Origin of the sequence: Marinobacter sp. (assembly GCF_034669625.1) — a bacterium.
Taxonomy (GTDB): domain Bacteria; phylum Pseudomonadota; class Gammaproteobacteria; order Pseudomonadales; family Oleiphilaceae; genus Marinobacter.
Genome location: NZ_JAXMOY010000003.1, coordinates 209418 through 233814 on the forward strand (window position 1 = coordinate 209418; position 24397 = coordinate 233814).

20 protein-coding genes and 1 other RNA gene are annotated in these 24397 nt (G+C 52.7%); 14 read left to right on the forward strand and 7 right to left on the reverse strand.

What is annotated here, in order from left to right:
* The first annotated feature begins 119 nt into the window (after nt 1-119).
* Nucleotides 120-1082 (forward strand): GNAT family N-acetyltransferase, encoded by a 963-nt coding sequence (locus VOI14_RS04290; RefSeq protein ID WP_323750792.1) that lies wholly within the window; start codon nt 120-122, stop codon nt 1080-1082.
* An 11-nt stretch (nt 1083-1093) separates the two neighbouring features.
* A complete protein-coding gene (xrt, locus tag VOI14_RS04295) occupies nt 1094-2647 on the forward strand; it encodes an exosortase (protein ID WP_323750793.1) in 1554 nt (517 codons plus the stop codon).
* Between the two features lie 41 nt (nt 2648-2688).
* On the opposite strand, the gene VOI14_RS04300 is transcribed toward xrt, so the two are convergent.
* The 7 genes from VOI14_RS04300 to VOI14_RS04330 form a co-directional block, all read right to left on the reverse strand.
* Nucleotides 2689-4677 carry a PA14 domain-containing protein gene (locus VOI14_RS04300; RefSeq protein ID WP_323750794.1) on the reverse strand — a complete coding sequence of 663 codons (1989 nt, stop codon included), beginning with the start codon at nt 4675-4677 and terminating at the stop codon, nt 2689-2691.
* Nucleotides 4678-4802: 125 nt separating this feature from the next.
* On the reverse strand, nt 4803-7490 hold the full coding sequence (locus VOI14_RS04305) for a tetratricopeptide repeat protein (protein ID WP_323750795.1): 2688 nt from the start codon (nt 7488-7490) through the stop codon (nt 4803-4805).
* A 46-nt stretch (nt 7491-7536) separates the two neighbouring features.
* Entirely contained in the window at nt 7537-8922 is a 1386-nt protein-coding gene (gene prsR, locus VOI14_RS04310; RefSeq protein ID WP_323750796.1) for a PEP-CTERM-box response regulator transcription factor, read from the reverse strand.
* 121 nt (nt 8923-9043) lie between these two features.
* On the reverse strand, nt 9044-11179 hold the full coding sequence (gene prsK, locus VOI14_RS04315; protein ID WP_323750797.1) for an XrtA/PEP-CTERM system histidine kinase PrsK: 2136 nt from the start codon (nt 11177-11179) through the stop codon (nt 9044-9046).
* A 106-nt stretch (nt 11180-11285) separates the two neighbouring features.
* On the reverse strand, nt 11286-12224 hold the full coding sequence (locus VOI14_RS04320) for an SDR family oxidoreductase (RefSeq protein WP_323750798.1): 939 nt from the start codon (nt 12222-12224) through the stop codon (nt 11286-11288).
* The gene (locus VOI14_RS04325) at nt 12224-13039 is read right to left on the reverse strand and encodes a lysophospholipid acyltransferase family protein (protein WP_323750799.1); all 816 of its coding nucleotides are present in this window, start codon (nt 13037-13039) and stop codon (nt 12224-12226) included. The genes VOI14_RS04320 and VOI14_RS04325 overlap by 1 nt, the downstream gene beginning before the upstream one ends.
* A gap of 39 nt (nt 13040-13078) precedes the next feature.
* Nucleotides 13079-14011 (reverse strand): D-hexose-6-phosphate mutarotase, encoded by a 933-nt coding sequence (locus tag VOI14_RS04330; RefSeq protein WP_323750800.1) that lies wholly within the window; start codon nt 14009-14011, stop codon nt 13079-13081.
* Nucleotides 14012-14119: 108 nt separating this feature from the next.
* Between VOI14_RS04330 and VOI14_RS04335 the strand changes: the two genes are divergently transcribed.
* From VOI14_RS04335 to VOI14_RS04390, 12 genes are all read left to right on the forward strand, one after another.
* Nucleotides 14120-14881: a 2OG-Fe(II) oxygenase gene (locus VOI14_RS04335; RefSeq protein ID WP_323750801.1), complete on the forward strand. Its 762-nt coding sequence runs from the start codon at nt 14120-14122 to the stop codon at nt 14879-14881.
* Between the two features lie 80 nt (nt 14882-14961).
* Nucleotides 14962-15058, forward strand: an RNA gene (gene ffs / locus VOI14_RS04340) — signal recognition particle sRNA small type.
* Between the two features lie 173 nt (nt 15059-15231).
* Complete coding sequence (locus tag VOI14_RS04345) at nt 15232-16176, forward strand: triacylglycerol lipase (protein WP_323750802.1); 945 nt, start codon at nt 15232-15234, stop codon at nt 16174-16176.
* A gap of 50 nt (nt 16177-16226) precedes the next feature.
* The gene (locus VOI14_RS04350) at nt 16227-17273 is read left to right on the forward strand and encodes a lipase secretion chaperone (protein WP_323750803.1); all 1047 of its coding nucleotides are present in this window, start codon (nt 16227-16229) and stop codon (nt 17271-17273) included.
* A gap of 71 nt (nt 17274-17344) precedes the next feature.
* Nucleotides 17345-19231 (forward strand): DNA polymerase III subunit gamma/tau, encoded by a 1887-nt coding sequence (gene dnaX, locus VOI14_RS04355; protein WP_323750804.1) that lies wholly within the window; start codon nt 17345-17347, stop codon nt 19229-19231.
* 4 nt (nt 19232-19235) lie between these two features.
* Nucleotides 19236-19559 carry a YbaB/EbfC family nucleoid-associated protein gene (locus VOI14_RS04360; RefSeq protein WP_323750805.1) on the forward strand — a complete coding sequence of 108 codons (324 nt, stop codon included), beginning with the start codon at nt 19236-19238 and terminating at the stop codon, nt 19557-19559.
* A 35-nt stretch (nt 19560-19594) separates the two neighbouring features.
* Nucleotides 19595-20197 (forward strand): recombination mediator RecR, encoded by a 603-nt coding sequence (gene recR / locus VOI14_RS04365; RefSeq protein ID WP_323750806.1) that lies wholly within the window; start codon nt 19595-19597, stop codon nt 20195-20197.
* A 14-nt stretch (nt 20198-20211) separates the two neighbouring features.
* Nucleotides 20212-21363: a ribonuclease D gene (locus tag VOI14_RS04370; protein WP_323750807.1), complete on the forward strand. Its 1152-nt coding sequence runs from the start codon at nt 20212-20214 to the stop codon at nt 21361-21363.
* Nucleotides 21360-21653: a YcgL domain-containing protein gene (locus VOI14_RS04375; protein WP_323750808.1), complete on the forward strand. Its 294-nt coding sequence runs from the start codon at nt 21360-21362 to the stop codon at nt 21651-21653. The genes VOI14_RS04370 and VOI14_RS04375 overlap by 4 nt, the downstream gene beginning before the upstream one ends.
* A complete protein-coding gene (locus VOI14_RS04380) occupies nt 21650-22096 on the forward strand; it encodes a YcgN family cysteine cluster protein (RefSeq protein ID WP_323750809.1) in 447 nt (148 codons plus the stop codon). The genes VOI14_RS04375 and VOI14_RS04380 overlap by 4 nt, the downstream gene beginning before the upstream one ends.
* The gene (locus VOI14_RS04385) at nt 22096-22440 is read left to right on the forward strand and encodes a hypothetical protein (protein WP_323750810.1); all 345 of its coding nucleotides are present in this window, start codon (nt 22096-22098) and stop codon (nt 22438-22440) included. Before VOI14_RS04380 ends, VOI14_RS04385 begins: the two co-directional genes overlap by 1 nt.
* A gap of 89 nt (nt 22441-22529) precedes the next feature.
* Nucleotides 22530-24377, forward strand: a complete 1848-nt coding sequence (locus tag VOI14_RS04390; RefSeq protein WP_323750858.1) for a VWA domain-containing protein — start codon at nt 22530-22532, stop codon at nt 24375-24377.
* The last annotated feature ends 20 nt before the right edge of the window (nt 24378-24397 follow it).

Here is a 24397-nt window from a genome sequence, read left to right on the forward strand (position 1 = left end):
GTGTGATACTCTGCTGGACATGCGGTTGATTTAAGCGGTGTGTAAGAATTTCTGACAAGCGAGCAGCCGTAGAGTGTGTTTGTTTGTTCACTGTAACTTACTCATGGACGATATGGGTTGTGAGCCTATTTCAGAGCAACGCTTGGCAAAAGACATGGTGGGAAATCTGGGGGAGCACCCCCGGGTTCAAGTTGGTGATGCTAGGGGGGCGTGGCCGTTCAGGGCTGTACCTTGACCAATATCGATGGCGAAGCGTGGTGCCGATTCGCTGCCTACAACTTGTTGGTACCAACTATCGGCGAATTTCCACGCCGAGAACCGAATACAACGATTTAACATCGTTTCATGACGGTTTGGATGCAAAAGGTGAGCTGTCAGGCCTTTCATGGAGCGAGGCCGTTTTTCGCGACCTTATAGATTCCACGCCACACGTAAATCGTTTACGCCAGCTTTGTCGAGAGCGTGGCTGGTTGTTTCGAACCGTCCATCAGGATACCGCTTATCATATTGCGACGGATATCACGTTTGATGACTATCTCTCCAGCCTTGGACCGAATACCCGCTTGCGGTTGTTTAACCGTCGTAAAGTCCTTGATGGTTGCGGGCACATCACTTTAGAGAACTTCTGGCCGAATAAAGTAGAGCACTTTTTCCATCGTTTAAACGAGCTTCATAGGAGTCGTTGGGGGGTACCCTGTTTCGGGAGCAGCAGTCTCGATTTCCATTTACGTTTCTTATCCAGAATTGTTGATGAAGGCGGAAGACCGGAATTGTCTGTTCTATGCTGTGATAACGAGGATGTGTCGCTTCTGTACAATGTGGTCTATGAGGGTAGGGTCTATAACATCCAAGCGGGTTATATCGAAGGTTTTCATCGGAAGTTGGCCTTGGGCACGCTTCACTTGGGCTATTGTATTGAAACAGCGTGCTCGGCTACTGATGTAGACAGCTTTGATCTGTTGGCGGGGGAGGGCAAGAACGAAAATTACAAAAGACGCCTTGCCAATCGGGAGGTGCCGATGGTTTCTGTGATGGTAGTGCGTGGTCGGCTGCTGAAGCTGCTATACAGGCTTAAACATTGAGACGGAATAACATGGAACGTTCGAATTTACAGGCCCGTTACGATGGGCTGATTCCTTTAGCTGTAGTGGTTATTTTGTTTGTTGGTCTTTGGCCGACACTGGACGTATTAATCGATCGATGGTTGAAGTTTGATGAATCCTATTCCCATGGATTCATGGTGCTGGCGGTGAGCCTGTCACTAATACTGAAAAAGTGGGTTCGGTTGAGGCCAAGTGTGGGAGTTTACTCATTTTGGCTGTTGCCACTGGGTCTTGTTTCGTTCGTCTATTTTGCGGGATCAATCCTGTTAATAGAGGCAGTACAACAACTCGCCATACTTCCATTGGTGATCGGCTCTTTGTTACTCATCTGGGGGTGGGAGCAATCGAAGCCATTCTTCCTTCCGCTGGGGCTCTTAGCTTTTGCGATACCTGTCTGGGACTACCTGTCCTGGCCTCTGCAAGTTATCACGGTTTGGGTAAACGATTTCTTGCTCTCCTTCTTCAATATTGAATTCTATGTCGAGGGCGTTTTTGTTTACTTTCCTGGCGTTGGGGCCTTTGAAATTGCACATGGCTGCTCCGGATTGCGGTATTTGTTGGTCGGCCTGACGCTCTCCGTTCTTTATGGCGAGTTGAACTATGCCCGAGTTCGCACTCGGGCAGCGTTAATGGCTGCGGGTCTTCTGTTGGCATTGGTGGCCAACTGGATCCGGGTTTTCGTGATCATTTATATTGGTTACGAATCGAATATGACTTCATCTCTTATTAATGAACATGATTTTTTCGGTTGGTGGGTGTTCGCTGGAACCCTGTTGCCACTATTCTTTTTTGCTCGATGGCTTGAGGGAACAGATCAACCCATTCTCGCGCCGCATGGCAAGGCTGAAGGCTCGGAAAGAATAACGACGGGGCTGATGCCGGTTGCCATTCTGGTATTTGGGCCACTCGTTTTGTTTTCGGCAACCGTACTTGGTCTGGATTCGCGCCAGCACCAAGAGGAGCACGCAGAGGCGTTCCCATCTCTGGAGCCGTTACTTGAACGTAAGCAATGGCTGCCGCTTTTCCAATCCAGACTAGATGGCTGGGAACCTATCGTTCGTAATCCGGACGCTTCTCGTGTCGATGTTTATTTGGCGCGTGAAACCGCATCAGAAACTGAGGATTTACGATTGGAGGTGTTCAGTGGTCTATACGTGTATGCGTTTCAAAGACCAGGCGGTGAGCTGATCAGCTATAACAATCGTCTGTTTGACCGTGCGTTGTTTATACCCGAGGAGACGTTCGAGGTTGATGCGGGTGAGGGGATTAGTTTGCGGGGGATGCGATTGAGGCTGCGGCACTCTGACGCCCAGCTCTATGTGGCTTATGGTTACTACGTTGAAGGCCGCTGGGAAAACGATGAGCTACGGGCAAAGTTGGCGCAAATTCCCGGTATCTTTAATGGTCGCACCGATGCGTCGTTGTTGGCATTCGGCGTGTCTTGTGAGCAGTGCAATGGCCGAAACGTGTTAGATAACGTGATGCCGCTCTTGCGAAAACGTGCTGAACATCAACTTGATGTCTTAATAAAAAAGGACGATTGACCGCTCGGAAACGAACGGCCAATCGCGATAATGCTCAGGCGTTATTGAACCTCACCTGAGACAACGTCTGAGGGTGGGCTGCTGAGACCAGCGGTATCTATTACTTGAATTGTAAAGTACCAAGTGCCTAGTGAGAGGTTCTCAAACGTATAGGACGTTTGGTCACCGCTGACTTCCTGTGTCTGATTAAGATTTGACGAACTCTGGCCATAATTAATGGTGTAAGAGTCAATTTCACTGAGCGATATAGAGCTACCATCGATTCGAGTTAACGGTGCGGTCCAGCTCAGGGTTAGCGAGTTGATGGCAGGGTCTTCCGGCACTTCAGGAGGTGTGCTGGAAGCGCCTGTATCGGTGCCACCGGAGGAAGAGCCCGAGTCCGGAGTTTCTGCGGTCTCGAGAGTGAAGGGGTCCAACGCACTTTGATAGGCTTGAATGTTGGTCAGGCCCTCAGAATTATTGACGCTATTAGCGTCCGAAATCCATGGACTCAGGCCATGCTGTAGCTCCCAGGTATCAGGGATTTGGTCACCGTCGGTGTCTTGTGTGCTTGAACCGGTGTTGTCGAGAGTAGAGACAGTTTCAGCCGTAGACAATGCTTGCCCTGTGGTCAGGTTGGTGGCTGAGTACTCAGCTACCGCACTGCCCACCCCTTCGAAGTACTCGATGGTCAGGTTCAGGCGCTCGCCTGCGTCAAGTGACTGATCATAGGAGTACTGGGTGGTTGGTCGTTCAGTCCAGTCGTCGATCACCAGGTTGCCATCGGCATACATACGCACGCCATCGTTGGTCCGAACCGTGAATCGATATTGGTTGGATCCGCTGCTGTGGGGCGCTGTAAAGGTACCGTTCCAGCGCACGCTGAATCGGTCGTCAGGCAGATCAGGTCTGGGTTGGCCACGACTCCAGTCGAAGTCCACGGACTCCTGTACTTCTACGGCAACCAAACGCTGGAAATCCGAGCCTTCAAAATATTGGGCGGTGAAGCCGGCAACCGCTGTTGGCTCTGCGGGCGCGGGCGTGTCGTCGGCGTCGTTTATCGAAGTGCCGGCGATGTGTTCGTCAAGATTGGAGTAACCATCACCATCCATGTCTTCGGAAGCATCGGTGTCATCTAGTGGATTGAGGCCATATGCATATTCAGCGCCATCGGGAATGCCATCTCCGTCGGTATCGGGATTGTTTTCCCGAGTACCTATCAAAAACTCATCGGCACTGACCAGGAAGTCACCGTCCGGATCGCTTGTGCCGTCATTCGGGTTTTGAGGGTCAAGGCCGTTCAGTATTTCCCAGTTGTCGTATAAGCCGTCTTGATCTTGATCTTCAGGTGGGAACTGAGGATTAAACGCCAGTCCGTTCTGACCATCAACAAAGCCAACGCGATAGCCAAGGTTGTAGGATTCACCACTGCTTTGGGAGGTGTCTTCTGTGGTTTCTGCCCAGCTTGCGATATAGCTACTGCCAATCACAGATTGGGCGAATCCGGGGCCCTCCCAAGCCACCGAAAAATGATCACCGCCACTGCCTTCTTTGTGTCTTATCTCAAAGTAATAGAGTTTGTCTGCATCGAGGGAGATGATCCCTGATGTTTGAGAAGAATACTTGCCGTATTCATCTGCGCGAGTCCAGCCTGGTATTGAAGTTACGGTTCGAACGTCTTCTGGCTGGTCACTGGTGCTGAGGGCAAACTCAGCGTTGTCGTCGGCGGTCATGAAAAAACGATAATCGCCGGTGGTTTGCGGAACAATAAAACCACGCACGAAGCTGCCATAATTATCCCCTCGGCCGCCGGCGATACGCAATTCGGTTAATTCTTGGGTGACATCTGGGTTGTCCGGGAATTGAGCGCTGCTGACAAGGTTTGAAAGTGATGTCCCAGAAATGCCATCGTAATACCGAACCTCGACTATTCCCGGCGTGATTTTATCGGGGACAGCTGCTGTGGGCGGCAGCCTGCCGAGTTGCCAGCTCTGACAACCGCTGATGATGATTATGGCGCTTCCAAGACTCAGAACCCTGTAAACAGACATAGATCACCCAGTTAGCTGATTAAAAAACGGTCTAATGAGTATTGTTGATCCGCCTATAGGCCGCCACCTGCAGATTGGAACGTTTTGGTCTGGCGACCACCTTATTAGACCGTATCCATATTTGGTTAACCGTCGTTCATCACTGCTTCTGCTTTTTGGTGCATGCCCGCGGCCTTGTAGGCTTCGGCCAGATGCATCGCTATATCTTGGGAGTCGGGGTCCAGGCTATGGGCTTTTTCGAGTGCTTCGAGGCTTCGGTTAAGATCGCCTCTTTCAAACAAAATCCACCCATATGTGTCTGCAATAGCCGCATTGTCCGGCGCTAGCTCATACGCCCGTTGGGCAAGCCCAGTTGCTAGGTCATCACCTTGTTCATAATACAGCCACGCCAGATTGTTCAGCACCAGCGGGTTGTCAGGGTTGATGTCCATCAGAGTCTGATAGTGCTCAATGGCCTCATTGGGCTGGTTGAGTTGTTGATGGGTCATCGCCAAAACCAAGAGAATAGTCTGGTTGTTGGGGAACTTCTGGAACGCAGTGCGCAGAGATTCCAGGGCCTTTTGGCTTTGCCCTGACTGGGCCAAAGCGCGTGCGTATGCCACTTCCAGTTCCGGGGTGCGGCGTTTATCGAGGGCCAGCTCGTATAATTCAGCGGCTTGCTGGGGCTCTCCGGAGTTTGCGTAGAAGCTGGCTTCAACCTGATAGGGTGCAGGAGAGTCAGGATGGTGTTTTTTAACATCCTGCAGGGCGTCTCGCGCTTCTGAGGTGTTGCCTTGTTCGAACTCAGCGGCAGCGAGCTTTAACGAGATGCTTTCCGATTCTGGGAATAGAATGCGGCCTCTGTTAAGAATTTCTAGCGCCCGTTCAATATCGCCTCGCTGAGCCATTTGCGTGGCGATGCCCTCATAGACGGTGGCGACCATGGGCTCGGTTGGGCTGGGCTGGTCTTCTTGCTCGCGCTCAATGAGTTGGGCGGTGAGGCTATCCGCTTGGGCTGTGTCGCGGTTGATCAAGGCTGACTCAAGCATCACCAAACGCGGCCCAGTGGCTTGAGGGTTCTTATCGTTTATCTTCTGCATGAAGGCAGTAAGGTCTGCGTGGCCCATGGTTGCCGAAGCGGCTTGAATTGCATCGGCATTATCAGGATCAAGGGTAATCGCCGCTTTGTAGTAGCTCACTGCTTGTTCTGTGTTATCTGTACTGCGGGCGAAATTACCCAGCGCAACCAGCGGAGCAGGATTGTCAGGGGCTTTGGCTTGTGCTGTTTTGTAGTATTTTTCCGCCTCGCCGGTTTGGTTCAGGCTGTTGGCCAAGTGTCCTCGTGCGAGCAAGGCCCGAATACTGTCTGGATTTTTCGCAAGCCAAGAATCCAAGGTTTTTCGGGCCCCATCGGTATCATCGGAAAGAGACTGAATCCTTGCGATCAACAGTTGTGCCGGCAGAGCCTCGGCAGCATCTTCCGGGATTTTTTTAGCTTGTTCGAGCGCGAGCTCGTGGTCATTCATTTGGGCCAGGTAGGTAGAGAAGCGAAGCCTTAAGTTGTAGTTTTTCGGGTCTTGTTCAAGAGATTGCCTAAGAAGTTGGCGGCCCGTCCGGTCATCACCAGAAGCGAGCGCCGCGATGCCGACCAAGGCCAATGTTTGCGGGTCGGCATCCTTGTTGTCCATGCTATCCAGAATGGATTTTGCACCTTGTGGGTCGCGCATTGATATGCGTGTTGCCGCCAGTAGCTTACGGACCCCATCGGCATCTTCTGTATCCGCCAGCGGCTCGAGTAGCTTTTCGGCTTCCTCGGCCCGGCCTTGCCTGAACCTTACAACACCAAGCATGAGTGTGCTTTGTTCATGACCCGGCGCCTGATTCAGAACTTCCTGCAGGTAACGGCCTGCCGTGTCTAGGTCACCTTCTGCGTAAGCAGCGGTTGCGGCTTCAAGGTTGCTTTTGATGGTGCCGGGTGCAGACTTCGCCAAGACTTCTTCGTAAACAAACGCTTCAGCTGATTTGCCTTGCTGGCGCAAGACGGTGACGAGCGCAGCAATGGTCTGGTATTTTTGGAAGGTCATGACATCGTACTGGCCAATAGTTTCAAGAGCCCGGATGTACGATTGTTCTGCCTGCGCCCAGTCGCTTTGTATGTGAGATAACTGAGCCTTCCAGAGCAAAACTTCCTCATGCTCTGCGTCTATGCCTTCAGCGTGAGCCAAATGTGTTTTGGCCGACTCGAAATTTTCGCGAGCCGCTGCAACCCGGGATAAACCGATGTGCGCCAAAGCGTTGTTGGTTTGGTTGGTGAGGGCTTCTTGGTACGCTTGTTCTGCTTTCTCGAGATTGCCACTTACAAGCCAAGCCTTTCCCTTTAGATTGTCGGCTTCTAACGATTGATCCGGTGACACCGACTTTAACTGTTTAAGGGCTTCCAACGCCTCTTCGGTTTTACCGCGTTGCACTCGTGCATTTGCTTGAATCAGAGCTGCTTGGTTTTTATCGGCTTGGGTGAGCTGATCGGCGCCGATTTCGGCTATCAGCTTGTCTACTTGGCGCTCGGCATTCGCGGCGTCACCAGCGGTAAGTAAGTTGTCGATAATGACAAAGTAGGGGGCTGGTCGTTCTGGCTGAAGCTGAATGGCACTTCTCGCTTCTATCGTGCTCGCTTTCAATTCGCCCTGCCGTTGAAAGAAGCGCGCTTGGTCAATATGGCTGATGAACTGAATGTCTTCTTGAGACATGTCGGGTTCGTTGCTACAGCCAGCCAGACCTACCGTGGCAATGGCAACTGAGAGTAGTGACGCGCGCGCAAAGTTGTTCACGTTCATGCCCTGTTCCTTTTATTGTCGGGTCTTTTTATTCCGTTTGTCTGTCTCAGGTACCGTTGGTAGCCGTGGAGGTTTCAATTCGGTATTTGTCAGTCAGGTTGTACAGAGTCGGCCGGGTGATGCCGAGCAGGCGTGAGGCTTGGGCCATATTATGACCGCAGCTTGTCAGCGCCTGCAGGATGGCTTTTCGTTCGGCGTTCTCGCGAACTTGTCGAAGGTTTAGTTGATAATCGGAATCGCAGGCCTGTTCAAAGGGAAGCAGAAGGTCTTCGGCGGTGATGCGTTTATCGTCTGCCATGATGATGGCCCGTTTGACCTTATTGATCATCTCACGAACGTTGCCTGGCCATGTGTACGCGCTGATTGCTTGTGCTGCGTCTTCAGAAAACGACAGGTTGGGGCGATCCATTTGTTTCCCCAAACTCATCAAAAGGGATTGTGCGATAACGATGGAATCGCCTTCGCGGTTGCGAAGAGCCGGCACATCCAGAGTGATTTCGCTAATGCGATAATAGAGGTCTTCCCGGAATGTCCCTTCAGTGATGAGCTCCTGCACGTTACGGTGAGTTGCGCATACCACTCGAACATCTACCGGGATGGGTTTCACAGAGCCTACGCGGTCGACCACTCTTTCTTGCAGGAATCGAAGCAGTTTGGCCTGCAGAGGGAGCGGCATATCACCGATTTCATCCAGAAACAGGGTGCCACCGTTCGCGTTTTCGATTTTTCCTTTTTTGCTTTGGGTAGCGCCGGTGAAAGAACCTTTTTCAAATCCGAAGAGTTCGCTCTCCAATAGGTTTTCTGGAATGGCGGCACAGTTGATGGCCGCAAAGGGTTTGTCAGCCCGATGACTGTGGTCATGCAGGGCTTGGGCCAGGAGTTCCTTGCCGGTTCCCGTTTCGCCGGTAATCAGTGTTGTGACGTCGGTCGGAGCGACTTTCTCGACGGTCTGACAAATCACTAACATTTCAGGGCTGGATGCCACGATGCCCTTGATATGAGTGCCATTATTCTGGCTGGCCAGTTCACGGTTTTCCTGCTCCAATTCGGCCAAACGGAAAGCACGGTTGACGACGAAGGTGAGGATGTCCGCATCGAGAGGTTTTTGGTAGAAATCACAGGCGCCCATACCCACGGCTTTGACTGCGTTTTCTTTGTCTTCTCGGCCAGTGACCACCACTACTTTGGTTTGCGGAGCCAGCCTGAGAATGTCCTCAAGGAGTGCAAACCCCTCGGTAGCACCTCCCGGATCTGGCGGTAGGCCCAAATCGAGAGTAACCACCTGAGGCTCGAGGCGACGAAGTGCGGCCAGTGCGGTTTCACGGTCAGAGGCCACGGTCACTTCAACGTCTTCGTTAAAACACCAGCGCATCTGACTTTGAAGGCCTGGGTCGTCTTCTACGATCAATAGTTGCTTCACAACAGCGACCATTCCTTTGTTTTGTATTCCGTTAGGGTGCAGCTATCAGCCTTTACCGGCTCCATACATAGGATTCTTAACATAAGATTGACACTTTGCAATGCTGGCCTGATAAAAAATTACAAAGCGTCATCTAATTGGCGGCTTTGTGTAATTTATGTGCCCCGAGTTTTGGCGTTGCATCAGGTGTACTTGGTTTTTCGTTGGATAGGCTCGCGATCGGGATGCGTATTGAAAAGCAGGAGCCAACGCCAGGCTCGCTGGTTACATCGATATTTCCACCGAGTTCCCGCAGGTATTCACGAGCTTGGTATGCACCTATGCCCATGCCTGTTAAACCTTTGGTGCTCTCGAACGGTTTGAACAGTTTGGTTTTAATGAATTCGTCCGTCATACCTGTCCCGGTATCTTGAACAAACAGTACAGCGCTGCCTTTGGCCTTTTTCAGGTTTAGGGTGATCTCTCCATCGGGCGGCGTGGCATCTTGAGCATTCCGAATCAGGTGGCCGAGTACGTTTTTGAGCTGTTCGTGTTCCGCGCATACTAGGATTGAGGGCGGGTCGCCTAGCAACTGCGGGACGGGTAGACGCCGACTGCTCTCTTCGGAAAGGGTTCGTACCACCCCGGTAAGGTCTACTTTGCTTCGGTGCTCGTCGTTGGGAGTTGTCGGTTTTCTTACATGATCGACCAGATTGGACATCTTTCGAACGGCGTGGTCTGTTGTTGAGATCATGTCGTCAATAAATGCCGGGTTGTTGCGATGTTTGGGTGCGTTTTTAACCAGTAATGAAAGTTGGGCGATGAGGGTTTTAAGGTCGTGCACCATAAACGCTGAAGCTTTGCTTACTGCCTCAAATTGCATGGCCCGTGACAGTCGATTTTGGGCATCGGCTTGTGCCAACAAGTTACAAGTTTGGCGTGCTACAACCTTGATCAGATCGAAGTTTTCCCAGTTTAAAACCACTTTCGCATACGGCCTGCCAATCATCGCAATGCCGTACAGCTCACTGCCCAAAAATAAAGGAACCACTAACCAGGCATCAGGTGTGTTGGTGATCGGTTCGGGTAACTCAATCAAATCGTAGGTGAGAGGGTTTGCGCGGTATTCGGCCAGATCAATGATCCATTCTTTGCTCTGGAAAAGACGGACGAGCTCAGAGTCGCCGTCAATCGCTGTGTGCTTGGGCGTGGCTATGTTGACGCTGCTTTTCAGCTCATAGTCGTTTTGATCTGACTTGATCCAGATTGCCCCTGCATTGCTTTCGACTAGATCAGCCAAAATACGGATGGTCCGTTCAGGTAGGGGTGGCTCGTTGCTCAGGTTGGCGAGCTCTTGCGTCATTCTCAGCCACTCTTCTCGATAGTCGTATTTGTAGTCGAAAAAATTCTGGCTAATGAAAACCATAATTCGAGCACGTATTCGCCGTGACATAAGAAGCGTAACGAGAAAGGCGAGGGCCACGGTGACGAAAAGTACCTGCAGAGCATCGCCCCATTCACCGCCAAGGCTGCGAACGTAGTAACCGCCCATAGCAAGGAGGAACAGGTAGCCTCCACCCAAAATGAAGGCGCCGGCATGAAACACCGCAGCACGTGAAAGCTGGAAGTCCACCGGTTGTTTGCGGGAATTGATGATGTTGACCGCAAACAATGGCACTAGCGCAGCATTGATAAATCCGCGGGCATCCCAAAATGAATCGGCGATCTGTCCAAAAAGGAGGGCATCCGCGTACATGATGAAGTCGTACGCGAAAATGGTCCCAGTGCCGATACAAAGGTATTTAACGCTGGACCGTCCAAGGGTCGGGGAGTTTCTCCAGACCTGTTCGATCAGCGACAAACCAAGTAAGGAAAGGGCAAGCTGGCCGATCAGTTTAGTTTTTCCATTGACGAGATCTGCGTCAAATGCGAATTCCAGGGTGCCGAGTGAGAGTAGGGTGACGATCAGTACCGTGGTCGCGACTCCCAGCGTTTTACGGAGTTGGCCGGTAAATTTCGCTTGGCGAAAGGAGTCGCGGAGTAAGGCGAATAATAGAAGTAACCAAGCGGTGTCGCGGAGCAACTCAAGAAGGTAGCGGATGAAGAATCCGGGTTCCCCCCAAAGGCTTTGGGAGACCAAAGCCGAGGCCCAAAGGGTCGTAACGAAGGCCGCAAGAAACAGTGCGCGATCAAGCTCACGCCGAAGGTATCGGGTTGCTACCAAGGTCGACAGCACCGCAAATACAATCGCTGACGCGCCGTAGCTGATTACGCTGAGGTCACTGAACATTCGGTCTTTCCTTAAACCGCGGATCTGTCACTAACCTCTACAGAGTAGCTGCGAACCTCCGTTTGCGCCCATTTTAATTGCCAATTTAGCCGTTCGGGTCACATTGTTATTTGTGATCCCGGTAATAACCGAATATTTCCGTGAGCGACCGCTTGGGCGTGAAGTTAAATTCCTTGGCAAAATTTCGACCATCAATCACAACGGGGTATTTAAAGAAGGCCAGAAGATAATGCGGGAAACTCCGAAGTCTCAGAATTCTGGCAATAGTTTTCGGCAGAACCGGGGGGACTGAAACGATTGGGATGCGGGTACAGCCACAAAGTTTCAGCGCCTGCTGGTAAGCAACCCAATCATGGGGTGCTACGTTAAATACGCCTTTGCTCGTTTTTTCCCAGGTCAGTGTGATGGCATCGGCCATGTCATCGATATGGATGAATTGCATCATGGGTGAGAAACCGGCCAGAACCGGTGCCACCTTGCTGCTGAGCAATCGGCTCATGGTGTTGCCAACTCCGGGCCCTACGATGTTGCAGGCACGTAAAATGGTGATGTTGAGCTTGGGGTAACGCCACAAATAGATGTTGGCGAGGTTCTCCAGTTCTACCGAATCAACCAGATCTGCGCTCAAGCCAGCACTCTTCAGTGGTGCGCATTCATCGATCAGTGCCGGGTTGTAGGCAACAGCGCCGTACACGTGATAGGTGGACAGTACAATCACCCGCTTAATGCCGTATTTTTGGGACAGATCAAGCAGCTTCTGGGTGCCCAGTACATTGGCGTTGTATCGGCGCATACGGGTCAGTTCGCTTGACTGCACGCGGCCCAAGTGAATAACACCGTCAAACTGATACTTTCGGAACAGGTCTTCGAAAACGCGCTTGTTGAAGTCGATTCGGTAGCTGGGGATCTTGTCACCCAAGTCGACTTGTTCACGAAAATCAACGGCTACGAGGTCACAGGTGTCACTCAACCGTTTGATGACTTGTTGGGCCAGTGCACCGGCGGCGCCCGTTACAAGAATTTGTGGTCTGGGTTTCTTCGGCATCAGAACAACCTTTTTCTTTCGGTCAGGCCTTTATCAATGAGTCGGCTTATCTCGGATTTAACCGCTTCAACGCGTTCGGTGACTTGTTCTTCCGGTACTTCGGTACCGTCGAAATACATCGGTTCCCCGAAGTTCAGGTGCACTTTCGCTGGAAAGATGAAAGGTAGTGCAACCGGTGCGTAAGGCACGCCCAGTGCATTAGCCAGTGGCTTGATGTTAGCAATCGCAGGAATTGTTTCTTCGCAGCCAACTACGCCGACAGGGACGATGGGGGCGTTGTATTTCATTGCCAGATGCATGAAGCCATTGCCGAAGCGCTGAAGTTGGTAACGGTCTTTATAGAGTTTTCCAGACCCGCGAACGCCCTCGGGGAAAACAATGATGGCTTCATCGTTTTCAAGCATTTTTGCGCAGTTCACGGGGTCGCCCAGGACAGCACCCACTTCGTTCAGCATGTTGCCAAGCCAGGGGACGGTCGGGAAAAAGCGCTCGATCATGGCGCGAGGCAAGCGCGGTTTTATCTTGCGATTTGCCAGCGCATAACCGATGAGGATGCCGTCAAGAGGGAGTTGGCCGGAGTGGTTGGCAATAAGAAGCACCGGGCCTTCGGCCGGAATATTGTCTATGCCGCTTGATTCAACCCGGAAATATTTCTCATAAACGTGGCGGGTGATGCCCATCCCTAATTTGACCACGTCGCTGTTGAAGCCCCAAGGGTCGTAGCCCAAGGTGCCGATTGGTTTCTCGATACGATCAATCTGGTTGTCTGATTCGGTTGAAATCAGTTTTGATCTGATAAAAGACGCGAGGCCCATACCTGCTTCCTGTGTTGATTCCGGTGCATGTTGGCGGTTTTAGTATGATGATTTATCCCGCTCAATCAATACGCCCAGTGTGTGGCTCTGGCCGGTATTTAATACGCGATAGTCGCCCGCAGCATTGGCCGTTTCGACACACAGCATGTTTCGCCAGCCAGTATCAGGGAAGTCAGAGAGTCGTTTGGATTTTTCGGGGCCTGGGTTCCAAACTACCGTTGAGTCGCTACCAAAACCGGTCAATTTGGTTTTCCGATCGGGGGTGGTTGCAACTAGTTCGTCGCCGGATTCATAGATGCGGTCAGTTTCCCCATCGAAATAGACGGCGCCGTCCTGATTGAAATAAGTCCAATCTTCTAAAGTATCTATGTACTGGCTGTTCTCGAGACCAAGCAGCCGGGTGTCTGTAATGTCCGGAGTGGGAAGATAGGTATGCAGGGCCTGGCTTAGCGCCAGAGGCGTTTTTGATAGGTTTGTCGTGGTGAGTGCGATCTGGCAGCCACGAAGTGAAAAGTTAAAAGTGATTAGCGCTAAGGCGTGGCCTTGCCAAATCTCAGAAAAATCATCCCCGGTGTTCAAAGACAAGCTTATTTCTACTTCGTGGGCGGTTTCTCGAACGTCTTCCAGTTGCCATAGGGCCGTGCGAGCAAATCCGTGAGCGGATGGTGCTTTAATATGACTGCGGATTGCAGGTGGGTTGCGAGCCGGATCGCCAAACCATGGCCAACATACCGGGATGCCGCCGCGAATCGCGCGTCCTGGTTGGAATCGCGCGAGATCGCTCAGCCATAGCCAGTTTGTTTCGTTCGCATGAGAAAAATGCATCAGGTGCGCGCCCTGAAGAGCTATAGTCGCTTCGAATAGAGGGTGCTGTACTTCCAGAGCTTCCAGTTGGCCGATGGTCTTCCAGCGAGTAAATGACCACTGCCCGGGAGCTAATGTGCTAGAAGGCTTGTCGCTACGTTCTGACATGTTGGGTGGCCGTTTCTTTAGGTGCATTTGCGTACTAATAGATTAAATTAAAAGCGCCAATTCGACGTCTTTAGTCATACAATATCTCAAATTGCTGGAGCGCTGTTAATGGACTCAAAGAAGACCGCTAATGTTGTGGTGCCGCTGACCGACCCCCGCCTTGAGCGAAGCAGCGGGGTGATGGATCGGTTGGCCGGGGATGAGCCGAAAAGTGTCGGTGAGGCCCCGTGGGTCGAGACGGTGGCGGATGAGGCTTGGCTTGACGCCTTGGCCGATGGGTTGGCGGGCGCAGCTTGGGTAGAGATCGACCTTGCTTCGCGCGTCCCTGCGGGCTTGCTGAGAGCTTTGAAGCATGAGGTCGAAATACTCGATAAAACGGAAGCGATGACGCGAGCCGGTATAGGACGTGGGGCTGATCTGCTGAAAGATCGAAGTGTTCGGCGCGATAAAATTGTCTGGATGGATGGCGCAAGTGCACCGCAGGTAGAATTGTTTCGTTTTTTTGATCGTATTCGCGAAGGTTTGAATCGCCGCTTGTTTCTGGGGCTGAAGCGTTATGAAGCGCACTATGCTACCTATCAGCCTGGTGATTTTTATAAGCGTCATGTGGACAGTTTTCAGGGCAGGGCCTCTCGTATGATTAGCCTAGTGCTCTATCTGAATGATAACTGGGGACTTGAAGACGGGGGCGAGTTGCGGATATTTGACTCTGCTGATCACGAGTCGCCGGTAGGCTTGTTGAGGCCGGAAACCGGGCGAGCTGCTTTCTTCCTGAGTGAAACCGTGCCTCATGAAGTGTTGCCGGCCAGACGCACCAGATACAGCATTGCATGCTGGTTTCGACAAGACGAAGTGCCTTTGCCGCTATAGGGCGTTGTAGTCCCCGTAACTCTCTGATACTATTCGCGCCGCTTTCAGGGAAATGTCCTGAAGCGCCGTTATGGTGGCCCCATTGGTGCCTCCGCAACATGAAACCGTGAACCCGGTCAGGCCCGGAAGGGAGCAGCCGAAGCGGTGGAATTGTGTGCCGGAGAATTGCTGATGGGGTCACCCCCATTTCCTCCCTCGTTTTCCTTTCGTTACTAGCCTTTTTAGGGCACTGCTATCTGTATTTCTGTTCGATTGTTGTGACAACGTTCGCTAATTGAAGCACGTTTGTGCGCTATGTTGGCGTTGCTCGATAGGTTGCATGCTGAACTAAAATAAAAATAGGTGGTGCTATGAAACGCGCAAATAAAAAGCTGGCTGTTGTCGCCGGCGCTCTCGCTGTTGCTTTGTCTTCTCAGTCCGCTTCTGCTGGTTGGTTCGATTGGTTGTTTGGAAAAAGTGTAGATACCTACACCAAAACCGAGCACCCCATTGTGCTGGTGCACGGGTTATCCGGTTTTAACAAGCTTCTAGGTTTTGTTGAATACTTTAACGGCATCCCGGAAGCGCTGACCGAGAGTGGGGCCGAAGTATTTGTGCCGCAAGTTTCCGCAGCGAATTCCTCCGAAGTACGGGGAGAGCAGTTGCTGGCGCAGATTGAAGAATATTTGGCGGTTACGGGCGCAGAAAAAGTGCACCTGATTGGTCATAGTCATGGTGGACCCACCATCCGCTACGTTGCGGGTGTTCGGCCTGACCTTGTTGCCTCTGTTTCCAGTGTCGGCGGTGTTAACTGGGGAACACCGGTGGCGGATTTAGCGAATAATGGTGTGCTGGATGGCTTGGGCAATTTTTTCTTTGGTCTGATCGATACCTTCTCTGGTGGCGGTGGCCTGCCCCAGGATACCGGTGCGGCGATTGCTTCGCTTAGCACGGACGGCTCGCTTCAGTTTAATGCGCAATTTCCGGCCGGCTTACCGTCGACCTACTGTGGAAACGACGGCGAGGAAGTCGTTGACGGCGTGCGTTACTACTCTTGGGGTGGCAATAAAGTCTGGACCAACGTGCTGGATGCCAGCGACGCGCTGTTGCTGACGTTGAAGCCAGCATTTGGTGAGCCGGCGGATGGCTTGGTGCCTGCCTGTAGTATGAAGCTCGGTAGGGTGCTCGGGGTTGATTATGCCCACAACCACCTTGACCAAGTGAATCAGTTGTTCGGGCTGGTAGCGCGCAATGCAGCCGATCCGGTTCAGTTGTATCGACAGCAGGCGAACCGCCTCAAGAATCTCGGTCTCTGATTGAATTGTCATAATGCGCGGGCCGTTCTGGCCCGCCGTAGAGGTGGTTCATGAGTAGACGTTACATCGTTGTTTGCCTGGGTGTATTGCTATTTATTGCTTCGTGTTCCGGATTTTTTTATTGGTACGCTGATGGCGAGTTCAGCGCAGCTGCTCGTACAGCGCCCCTCCGTCATAATCCGTTTAACGCCCGCTATGTGAGTCAGGGCGATGCTTCAGCATCTGTCTTCGTTTCTGCCAACCCCCAACAAGAATACCCCGGCTTGCCAAGAGACGAGCGCGTAGCCGATATCGACATTGACGGCGCCGTTCGTGTCGACATGAATGGCAACTTGGTGCTCGATCGACAGCTCCGCCGTTTTCTCGATTTTTTTATCGGGCTTGCCCCCGGTCGTCATTATGAGCCTGCAATGAAGCTGAGATTGCAAGCGGTGATGGGCGAAAAAGGGGTGCCTGAACGGGTGCAGCATGAGGTACTTGATATTCTCGACCGGTATCTTGCCTATCGGGAAGCTTCGGGGCAGATGGAGTTTCAGGTTGACCCTCTTTCAGCAGACATCTTTGCAGCGTTTGATGCGGTATACAGTTTGCGCAGGGAATACCTGGGGGCAGAGGTGGCTGAAGGGTTTTACGGCGTGGAGGAGCTGCGCTTGCGTCTGGCGCTCGATCGTCAGCGTGTCATGCTGGATGACACGCTGACCGAGTTTGAGAAAAGTCGGGCCTTGGCGCGATTGGATCAAAATCTCCCGGAACACGTCCTTAAAGCAAAGGAAACGTCGACCACGGTTGTCAGTATGGATCAGCGGGTACGGCAATTGCGGGAGTCCGGTGGCAGCGAACAAGAGGTTCGTGCTCTTCGGCTAGAGCAGTACGGGGCAGAAACAACGGCCAGATTGGAAAAGTTGGATATTGAGCGTAGGCAGTGGCAAGGCCGCGTTGCGGATTATCAGCGTCGTAAGAGCGAAGTGATGCAAAGTGAAGGTTTGGCGCCACAGGACCGTGATGCGGCGTTGCAGTCCTTGAGGCAGGCGATGTTCAAGGGCCATGAGTTGTTGCGTATTCGTGCTCTGGGCAAGATGGCTGAAAGTGCGGGCTAGCGTGAACGTCCTTCTTCTGACAACGGGTCCATGGTATTGTTAAGCCCTGATTTCAGAGCAGTTGGCGGATCATGAGCTACCAGGTTTTAGCCCGAAAATGGCGCCCCCGTACCTTCGAGGACATGGTGGGGCAAGAGCATGTGCTGCAGGCACTTGTACACGCATTGGAGCACCAGCGGCTTCATCATGCCTATCTGTTTACTGGCACCCGAGGTGTTGGTAAAACCACCATTGGTCGTTTGTTGGCCCGTTGCTTGAATTGTGAGACGGGCATTACACCCAATCCTTGCGGCGAATGTGGCAGTTGTAAAGAAATCCTGGATGGGCGGTTTGTGGATCTGATCGAGATTGACGCCGCTTCCCGTACCGGGGTGGATGACATGCGTGAGCTGACCGATAACGTTCAGTATTCGCCAACGCGCGGCCGATACAAGGTGTACCTCATCGACGAGGTCCACATGCTCACAAACCAATCGTTTAACGCCTTCCTGAAAACATTGGAAGAGCCTCCCGAGCATGTGAAATTCCTGTTGGCGACGACCGATCCTCAGAAGTTACCGGTCACCGTGTTATCGCGCTGCTTGCAGTTCAATCTCAAGCGAATGACCCCAGAGCACATTGTGGGGCATCTGCAAAAAGTGTTGGCGGAAGAGCAAATTCCCTTCGAAGATCCGGCTTTGTGGTTATTGGCCCGAGCAGCGGATGGCAGTATGCGGGATGCGTTGAGTTTGACTGATCAGGCCATTGCCTTTGGTAACCAGAAGTTGGCGGCCAGTGATGTCAGCACCATGCTGGGCACCATTGATCAGCAAGATATCGAGCGCATTGTTGAGGCGTTGGTTGAACGGGATGGTCCCAGTTTGCTGGCGGAGATCAATCGTATCTCGGATTTTGCGCCGGATTATGACGTTATTTTGGCTGATCTGTTGTCGTTGTTCCACCGGGTCACGATGGAGCAGGTGGTGCCAGGCAGCGCCGATAACGCCATGGGTGATGCCGCTCAGGCCCAAGCGCTGGCACGCAAGCTCAGTGCCGAAGATGCACAGCTGTTTTATCAGACTGCCTTGATGGGTCGAAAAGATTTGGCCATTACGCCGGATGCGCGAATGGGTTTTGAGATGACTCTGCTGCGCATGCTGGCCTTCAGGCCGGGCGCAGATCGTCGGGCACCGCCGGCCGTGTCGTCGAGTGGTAATGACAGTGCGGGGCGCGCAGATCCCGAACCTGAACCTGCGCGAACACAGCCCGCAGCTTCGGAACCCGAACCGCAGTCGGTCGAAGCAGCGGAACCGCCTTCACAGTCTGCTCCTCAAACAGAGCCCGCGGTAGATCAGACGCAGCCCCCTGTAATGGATGATGCGCCGCCCTGGGACCCGGAGCCGAATGAACAGGCCTTTTCAGCGGCGCCCCGGGAACCAATACCCGAAACCGTTGTGGAAGAGCTCCCCGTAGCGGCCGTTGAACCTGAGCCTATGCTGGACATGGCGCAGGCAGAGCCAGTGCAACAGCCAGAGGTCGAGTTTTCGAGCCCATCTCCGGTGGTAGAAGTGGCGGCCCCTGTAAGTGAAGACGGCTTTGTTTGGGAGCGCGATTATCGGTCACTGGATATCACCGGTATGCCGGGGACTCTGGCCAGTTACAGCGCCATGAAACGTGATGGCGATGCTGTCGTGTTAACGCTGGAAGAGGGTCACGCCCGGCTTTTAAACGAACGGCACGAAGAAAAAATTCTTGCAGCCTTGAGATTACGCTTTGGCGACACCACACAGTTAAAAGTCCAAGAGGGCGAGCCGGGCTTGCATACACCGGCTGCCTTTGAAGAGCGTCAGCGGGTAGCTCGGCAGAAGTCGGCGGTGGAATCGATTCGCAAAGATCCGCTGGTCCAGAATATTGTTGAACGGTTTGAGGGGCGGGTTGTCGAAGAAAGTATCCGCCCGATAGAAACAGGCAGGAGATAATCGCATGATGAATAACATGGGCGATCTGATGAAAAAGGCCCAGCAGATGCAAGAGCAAATGCAAAAGGCTCAGGAAGAAGCAGCCAAGGCGGAAGTGACCGGTGAGTCCGGCGCAGGTATGGTAAAGGTCACCATGAATGGCCGACACGATGTTCGCAAAGTGGATGTCGATCCGTCCTTGTTGTCCGAAGACAAGGAAATTCTCGAAGACCTGCTGGCTGCTGCCGTCAATGATGCCGTTCGCCGTGTTGAGGCGAACCAGAAAGATAAAATGTCCGGAATGATGTCTGGAATGGGCATGCCGCCTGGATTCAAGATGCCGTTTTAAGCGTTCTCGGCTTGGTAGTAGTTTGAGGAGTATTCATGGCATTCAGCCCCATGGTTGATGAATTGGTCGAGTCCCTTCGCTGCTTGCCTGGGGTCGGCCAGAAAACCGCTCAGCGTATGGCTTTCCATCTTCTGGAACGTGGCCGTTCAGGTGGTGTTCGTTTGGCGGGTGCCTTGGGTCAGGCGATGGATAATGTTCGCCGTTGCAGCAGTTGTCAGAATTTTTCCGATACTGAGATCTGCCAGCTTTGTGCCAAACCTGAGCGCCGTACGGGAACCCTGTGTGTTGTCGAAAGTCCTTCTGACTTGCTGGCGATAGAGCAGGCGGGCGATTATCGCGGCAGTTATTTTGTGCTCATGGGGCATTTGTCGCCCATTGACGGCGTTGGCCCCGAAGAAATCGGTATCGAACGCCTGTTACAGCGAATCCGTGATGAGGGTGTAACGGAGCTGATACTGGCAACCAACCCCACGGTAGAAGGGGAGGCCACGGCGCATTACATTGCCGATCGCCTCGATGGTCAAGACATTCTGATCACTCGTCTCGCACACGGTATACCGGTGGGCGGAGAGCTTGGTTATGTCGATGGATTTACCCTTACGCATGCCTTCCGGGGCCGCAAACCCCTTTCTGAATAGTTCCAGGTTATTTTATGACTCAAAGCCCTACGGCCGTACCGGTTCCTCCAGCGCCGGAAACCATTCGCTGGCTGGTAACACCGGAGCAGCTTGATCAGTGGCTGACCAATCTTCCTGCTGGCTGTCCGATTGCGCTTGATACCGAATTTGAACGCGTGTCCACATTTCACCCAATACCTGGTTTGGTTCAGTTGGGCGGGGCAGGTGACTTCTGGCTCGTTGAGCCGCACGTAGCGGAAGCTTCAACGCATTTTCGGCAGATGCTGGCGGATAGCGAACGCCCAAAACTGCTCTATGCCATGAGCGAGGATCTCGAACTGTTTCGGCACTGGCTTCAAGTTGCCCCAGCAGGATTGCAGGATCTGCAAATTGGAGCCGCATTGGCTGGAGCCGGATTTTCTGTAGGCTATGCCCGATTGGTAGAGTCTCTGTTCGGTGAGGCGTTGGATAAGTCGGTAACACGATCGGACTGGCTGTCACGTCCGTTGTCGCCTGAACAAGAACGCTACGCGGTGGATGACATCCGGTATTTAGAGCCGCTGGCGAACTGGGTGGTCGCCAAACTGCAAGAGCGTAATTTGGAGCATGCCTTGGCCGAAGAGTCTCGCCGGTTTGCGGACGAGGCCGCAGCACCGGAGGATGTTGACCGGCATTATCTGAAGCTTCGAGGTGGTTGGACGTTGACGCTTGCTCAGCAAGCCGTGCTTCAGCGTTTGGTTGCTTGGCGTGAGCGGGAATGCCACAAGGTCGATCGTCCGAGAAACCGGGTTTTGAGCGATGCTCTGTTAATTGCGATCGCGGATCGGAGCCCAAACTCACTGAGAGAATTGAACGATATACAGGGTGTTCCGGGCGGGCTCATCAAACGCTACGGCGAACACCTGTTGGAACTCGTTCGCTCAGGTAAAGATACCGACACTTCAGCATTCGAATCGATTCAAAGACCGCTCACTCGAGACCAGCAAGCGCTCTATAAACAGGTAAAAAAGTGCTTTAGAAAGATAGCGGAACAACATGATATTCCAATAGAAATCCTTTCCCCAAGAAAGCGTATTGAAAAAGTAATTCAAGACCAGACTCTGCAAGGGCAGGCTTTTTTTGAGGGCTGGCGTGCAACCGTGTTAAGGCCCGTCGTCAGTGAAATTGAGGAACTTGTTAAACAATGACCAATCGTGAATTTGTGTCGGTGTATCGCAGCACCAAAAAGATAGACACTTACATCTATGTCCGCCGAGGTGAAGACTGGCAAGAGCTTCCTGAAGCACTTCGCTCGATTTTCGGCCAGCCTGCCCATGCGATGGATTTGTTGATAACGCCGGAGAAGCAGTTAGCCAGAACAACCGGTAAAGAAGTGTTGGATGCGCTGGAAGAGAAGGGGTTCTTCCTGCAGATGCCAGAAGAGCAGGATACCTATATTGTCGATTTCAAACGCAAGGTAGAGCAGCATAAAGAATGAGCGCCCAGATTCCGTTCTGGCAGCGAAAGCGCCTTGATGAAATGACCCCCTCAGAATGGGAATCTTTGTGCGATGGCTGTGGGCAATGTTGCCTCCAGAAGCTTGAAGACGAAGAGACTGGGGAGGTTTACCACACTGACTTGGTGTGTCGGTGTATGAACGTCGAAAACGGCCAATGCACCGTCTATGCTCAGCGGTCGGATGTGGTCCCGGAATGCACCGTGCTAACGCCTGACACCATCACGAATTACGCTTGGCTACCCTATACCTGTGCGTATCGTACGCTGGCGGAGGGGCGGCCTTTGGCGGATTGGCACCCGCTACGCTCTGGAGATCCCGATTCTGTGCGCAAGGCGGGGCTTTCCATTCAGGGTAGAGTGACCTCAGAAGGCGATGTGCCGGAAGAGGAATGGGAAGAACATATTATTCACTGGGTTATCTAATGATTGATGCAAATGCTTCTTTGGCTTACGTCATTTTCTGGGGCGCTTACGCCGTCGCTTTCGTGGTGCTGTTTTTCATGATGAAAGCATTGTTTCGTTTTTTGCCTTTTTATGGTTTTCGCACGCTTTTGCTTGCGGCATTGACGGTTTTGGTGCTCACCCCGGTTGAATCGCCTGACCTTGCAGGGTGGTGGATTCCTGCTTGGCTGTATGCCGGCTACGAACTTATTCTTGGTGATATTGATGCGGCGGGCGTTGCGTTATTTAACTTTGGCTTGGCGGCTTTAGTCATGTTGTTGGTCTGGATTTTCGACCTTGTCCGGTACCGATTAGCGCGCAAATAACCCATAGCAACTGTCCGAATAATAACTGGTAGGCGACTGTGATAATCAACCGTATAACCTGGCTGTGTTCGTTAGTTCTTCTTGTTTTGATGCCTTGGCAGGTTTCTGCAGCTGCATCAGCCGAAGGTTCATCGCCTATTGATGTCCGAGTTGTTGTCGATATTTCCGGATCGATGAAACAAACAGACCCGGTCAACCTTCGTCGCCCGGCGGTCAGGCTCTTAGCCGGACTTGTCCCTGAAGGGGCGGGCGCTGGGGTATGGACTTTCGGCCAGTACGTCAACATGCTGGTGCCCCATGATTCGGTCAGTGACGCTTGGCGGAACACAGCCGTTGAGCGTTCAGATCAAATCAACTCTGTTGCTTTGCACACGAATCTGGGACTGGCGATTGAAAAAGCCAGTAATGACTGGCTGTCCGGCGGCACCCTCGAACACACTCATCTGATCCTGCTGAGTGACGGTAAAGTCGATATCCCGGACAGCGAAGCGGCAAGCCGTGCTGAGGAAGCCCGAATTCTCGACTCCATGGTGCCGGCTTTGAAGTCGAAGGGATTAACGATACATACCGTCGGGCTATCGGAATTTGCTGATGTCTCGTTTCTTCGAGCGTTGGCGGATCAAACCGGGGGAACCTTCCGGTTGGCACGTTCTGCTGAAGCCTTGAATCTGGCGTTTGCCGATGCCTTGAACGCCGCAGCACCCCAAGCGCAGCTACCTATCGAGGGAAACCGTTTCTCAGTTGATGAAGGGGTAGAGGAATTTACCGCGCTTATCTTTACCGGCGGCCCGTCTTCTGAGCAGCGCATGCTCCGCTTGGCTGAGCCGGAGGGGCAGTTGTTTACGGCTTCAGAAGCGCCCGATGGCGTTCGCTGGTTAGCTGAGCCGGGATATGACCTGATTACCGTAACCGACCCTCAAGCGGGGGAGTGGAAAATTGACGGTGAATTGGGGCAGGGTAGCCGTGTCACGGTGGTGAGCAATCTAATGATGGTGGTCAGTCCGGTCCCGTCACAGTTTAGTGCTGAACAGCCATTAGAGATTGCGGTCGCCTTTTATGAAGGTGACGATCCGTTAAAAGACCCGAACTTCCTGGATGTCATGGACGTGACCCTGTCGCTCAGCACAGCTGAAGGACGAAAGGGCACCAAAGTGCTGTCTTCGGGACCACCGCCGGAAGATGGTGTATACCGTGATACGCTGAAACAGCTATCGAAAGCGGGCGTCTATCAGATTGAAGTGGTGGCTGATGGCGGAACCTTTACGCGTAAATTCAGTGCCGAGACGAGCTTTGTGGTCCCCGGTGAAGAGGTGCCCGTTGCGGTGGTGTCGGAACCCCTGGTACCTGATTTGAGTCAGCCGTTGGAAACCTTGCCACTCGACGGCATCGACACCGCAGGCTCATCCGCTCCTGAAAAGGCCGGCAGCCCCGAACCAGAGCCAATCGAAGAGTCGGCGCCGGTCATCGATCCGGCTTTACAGAATGATGCCGTGGTCGTAAGTGAACCCCTGCCAGAACCGGTAGAGCAGAAAGCACCGGAAGCAACAAGCAAGCCAGTCCACGAGGCCGAGAAAGGCACCTTGTGGGGCTTCCCGGTTTGGCTGCTGGGTGTAATTGCGGCCCCGATCGTTATTATTGTTGGTTTTGTGTTATTTGTTTTGCGCCGTAAACGAGAAAGCAAAGAGCCGGAAGAAGCGCTTCCGGTTCTCGAAGAAACTGTTCCAGAGCCAGAGCCAGAGCCAGAGCCAGAGCCAGAAGAGGTCCCTGAACTGGTGCCAGAGCCTGATCTTGTATCCGAAGATGAGATACCCGAGGTGACTGAAACCATCGAGTCTGAGCTTGAGCCACCCGAGGATGAGGTGGAAGAATTTGGTTTAGAAGATTTCGATCTGTCAGAATTCGACGATCTGCCCGACGATAATGCTAAAAAAGATTAAGTTTTAAAATAACCAACAGG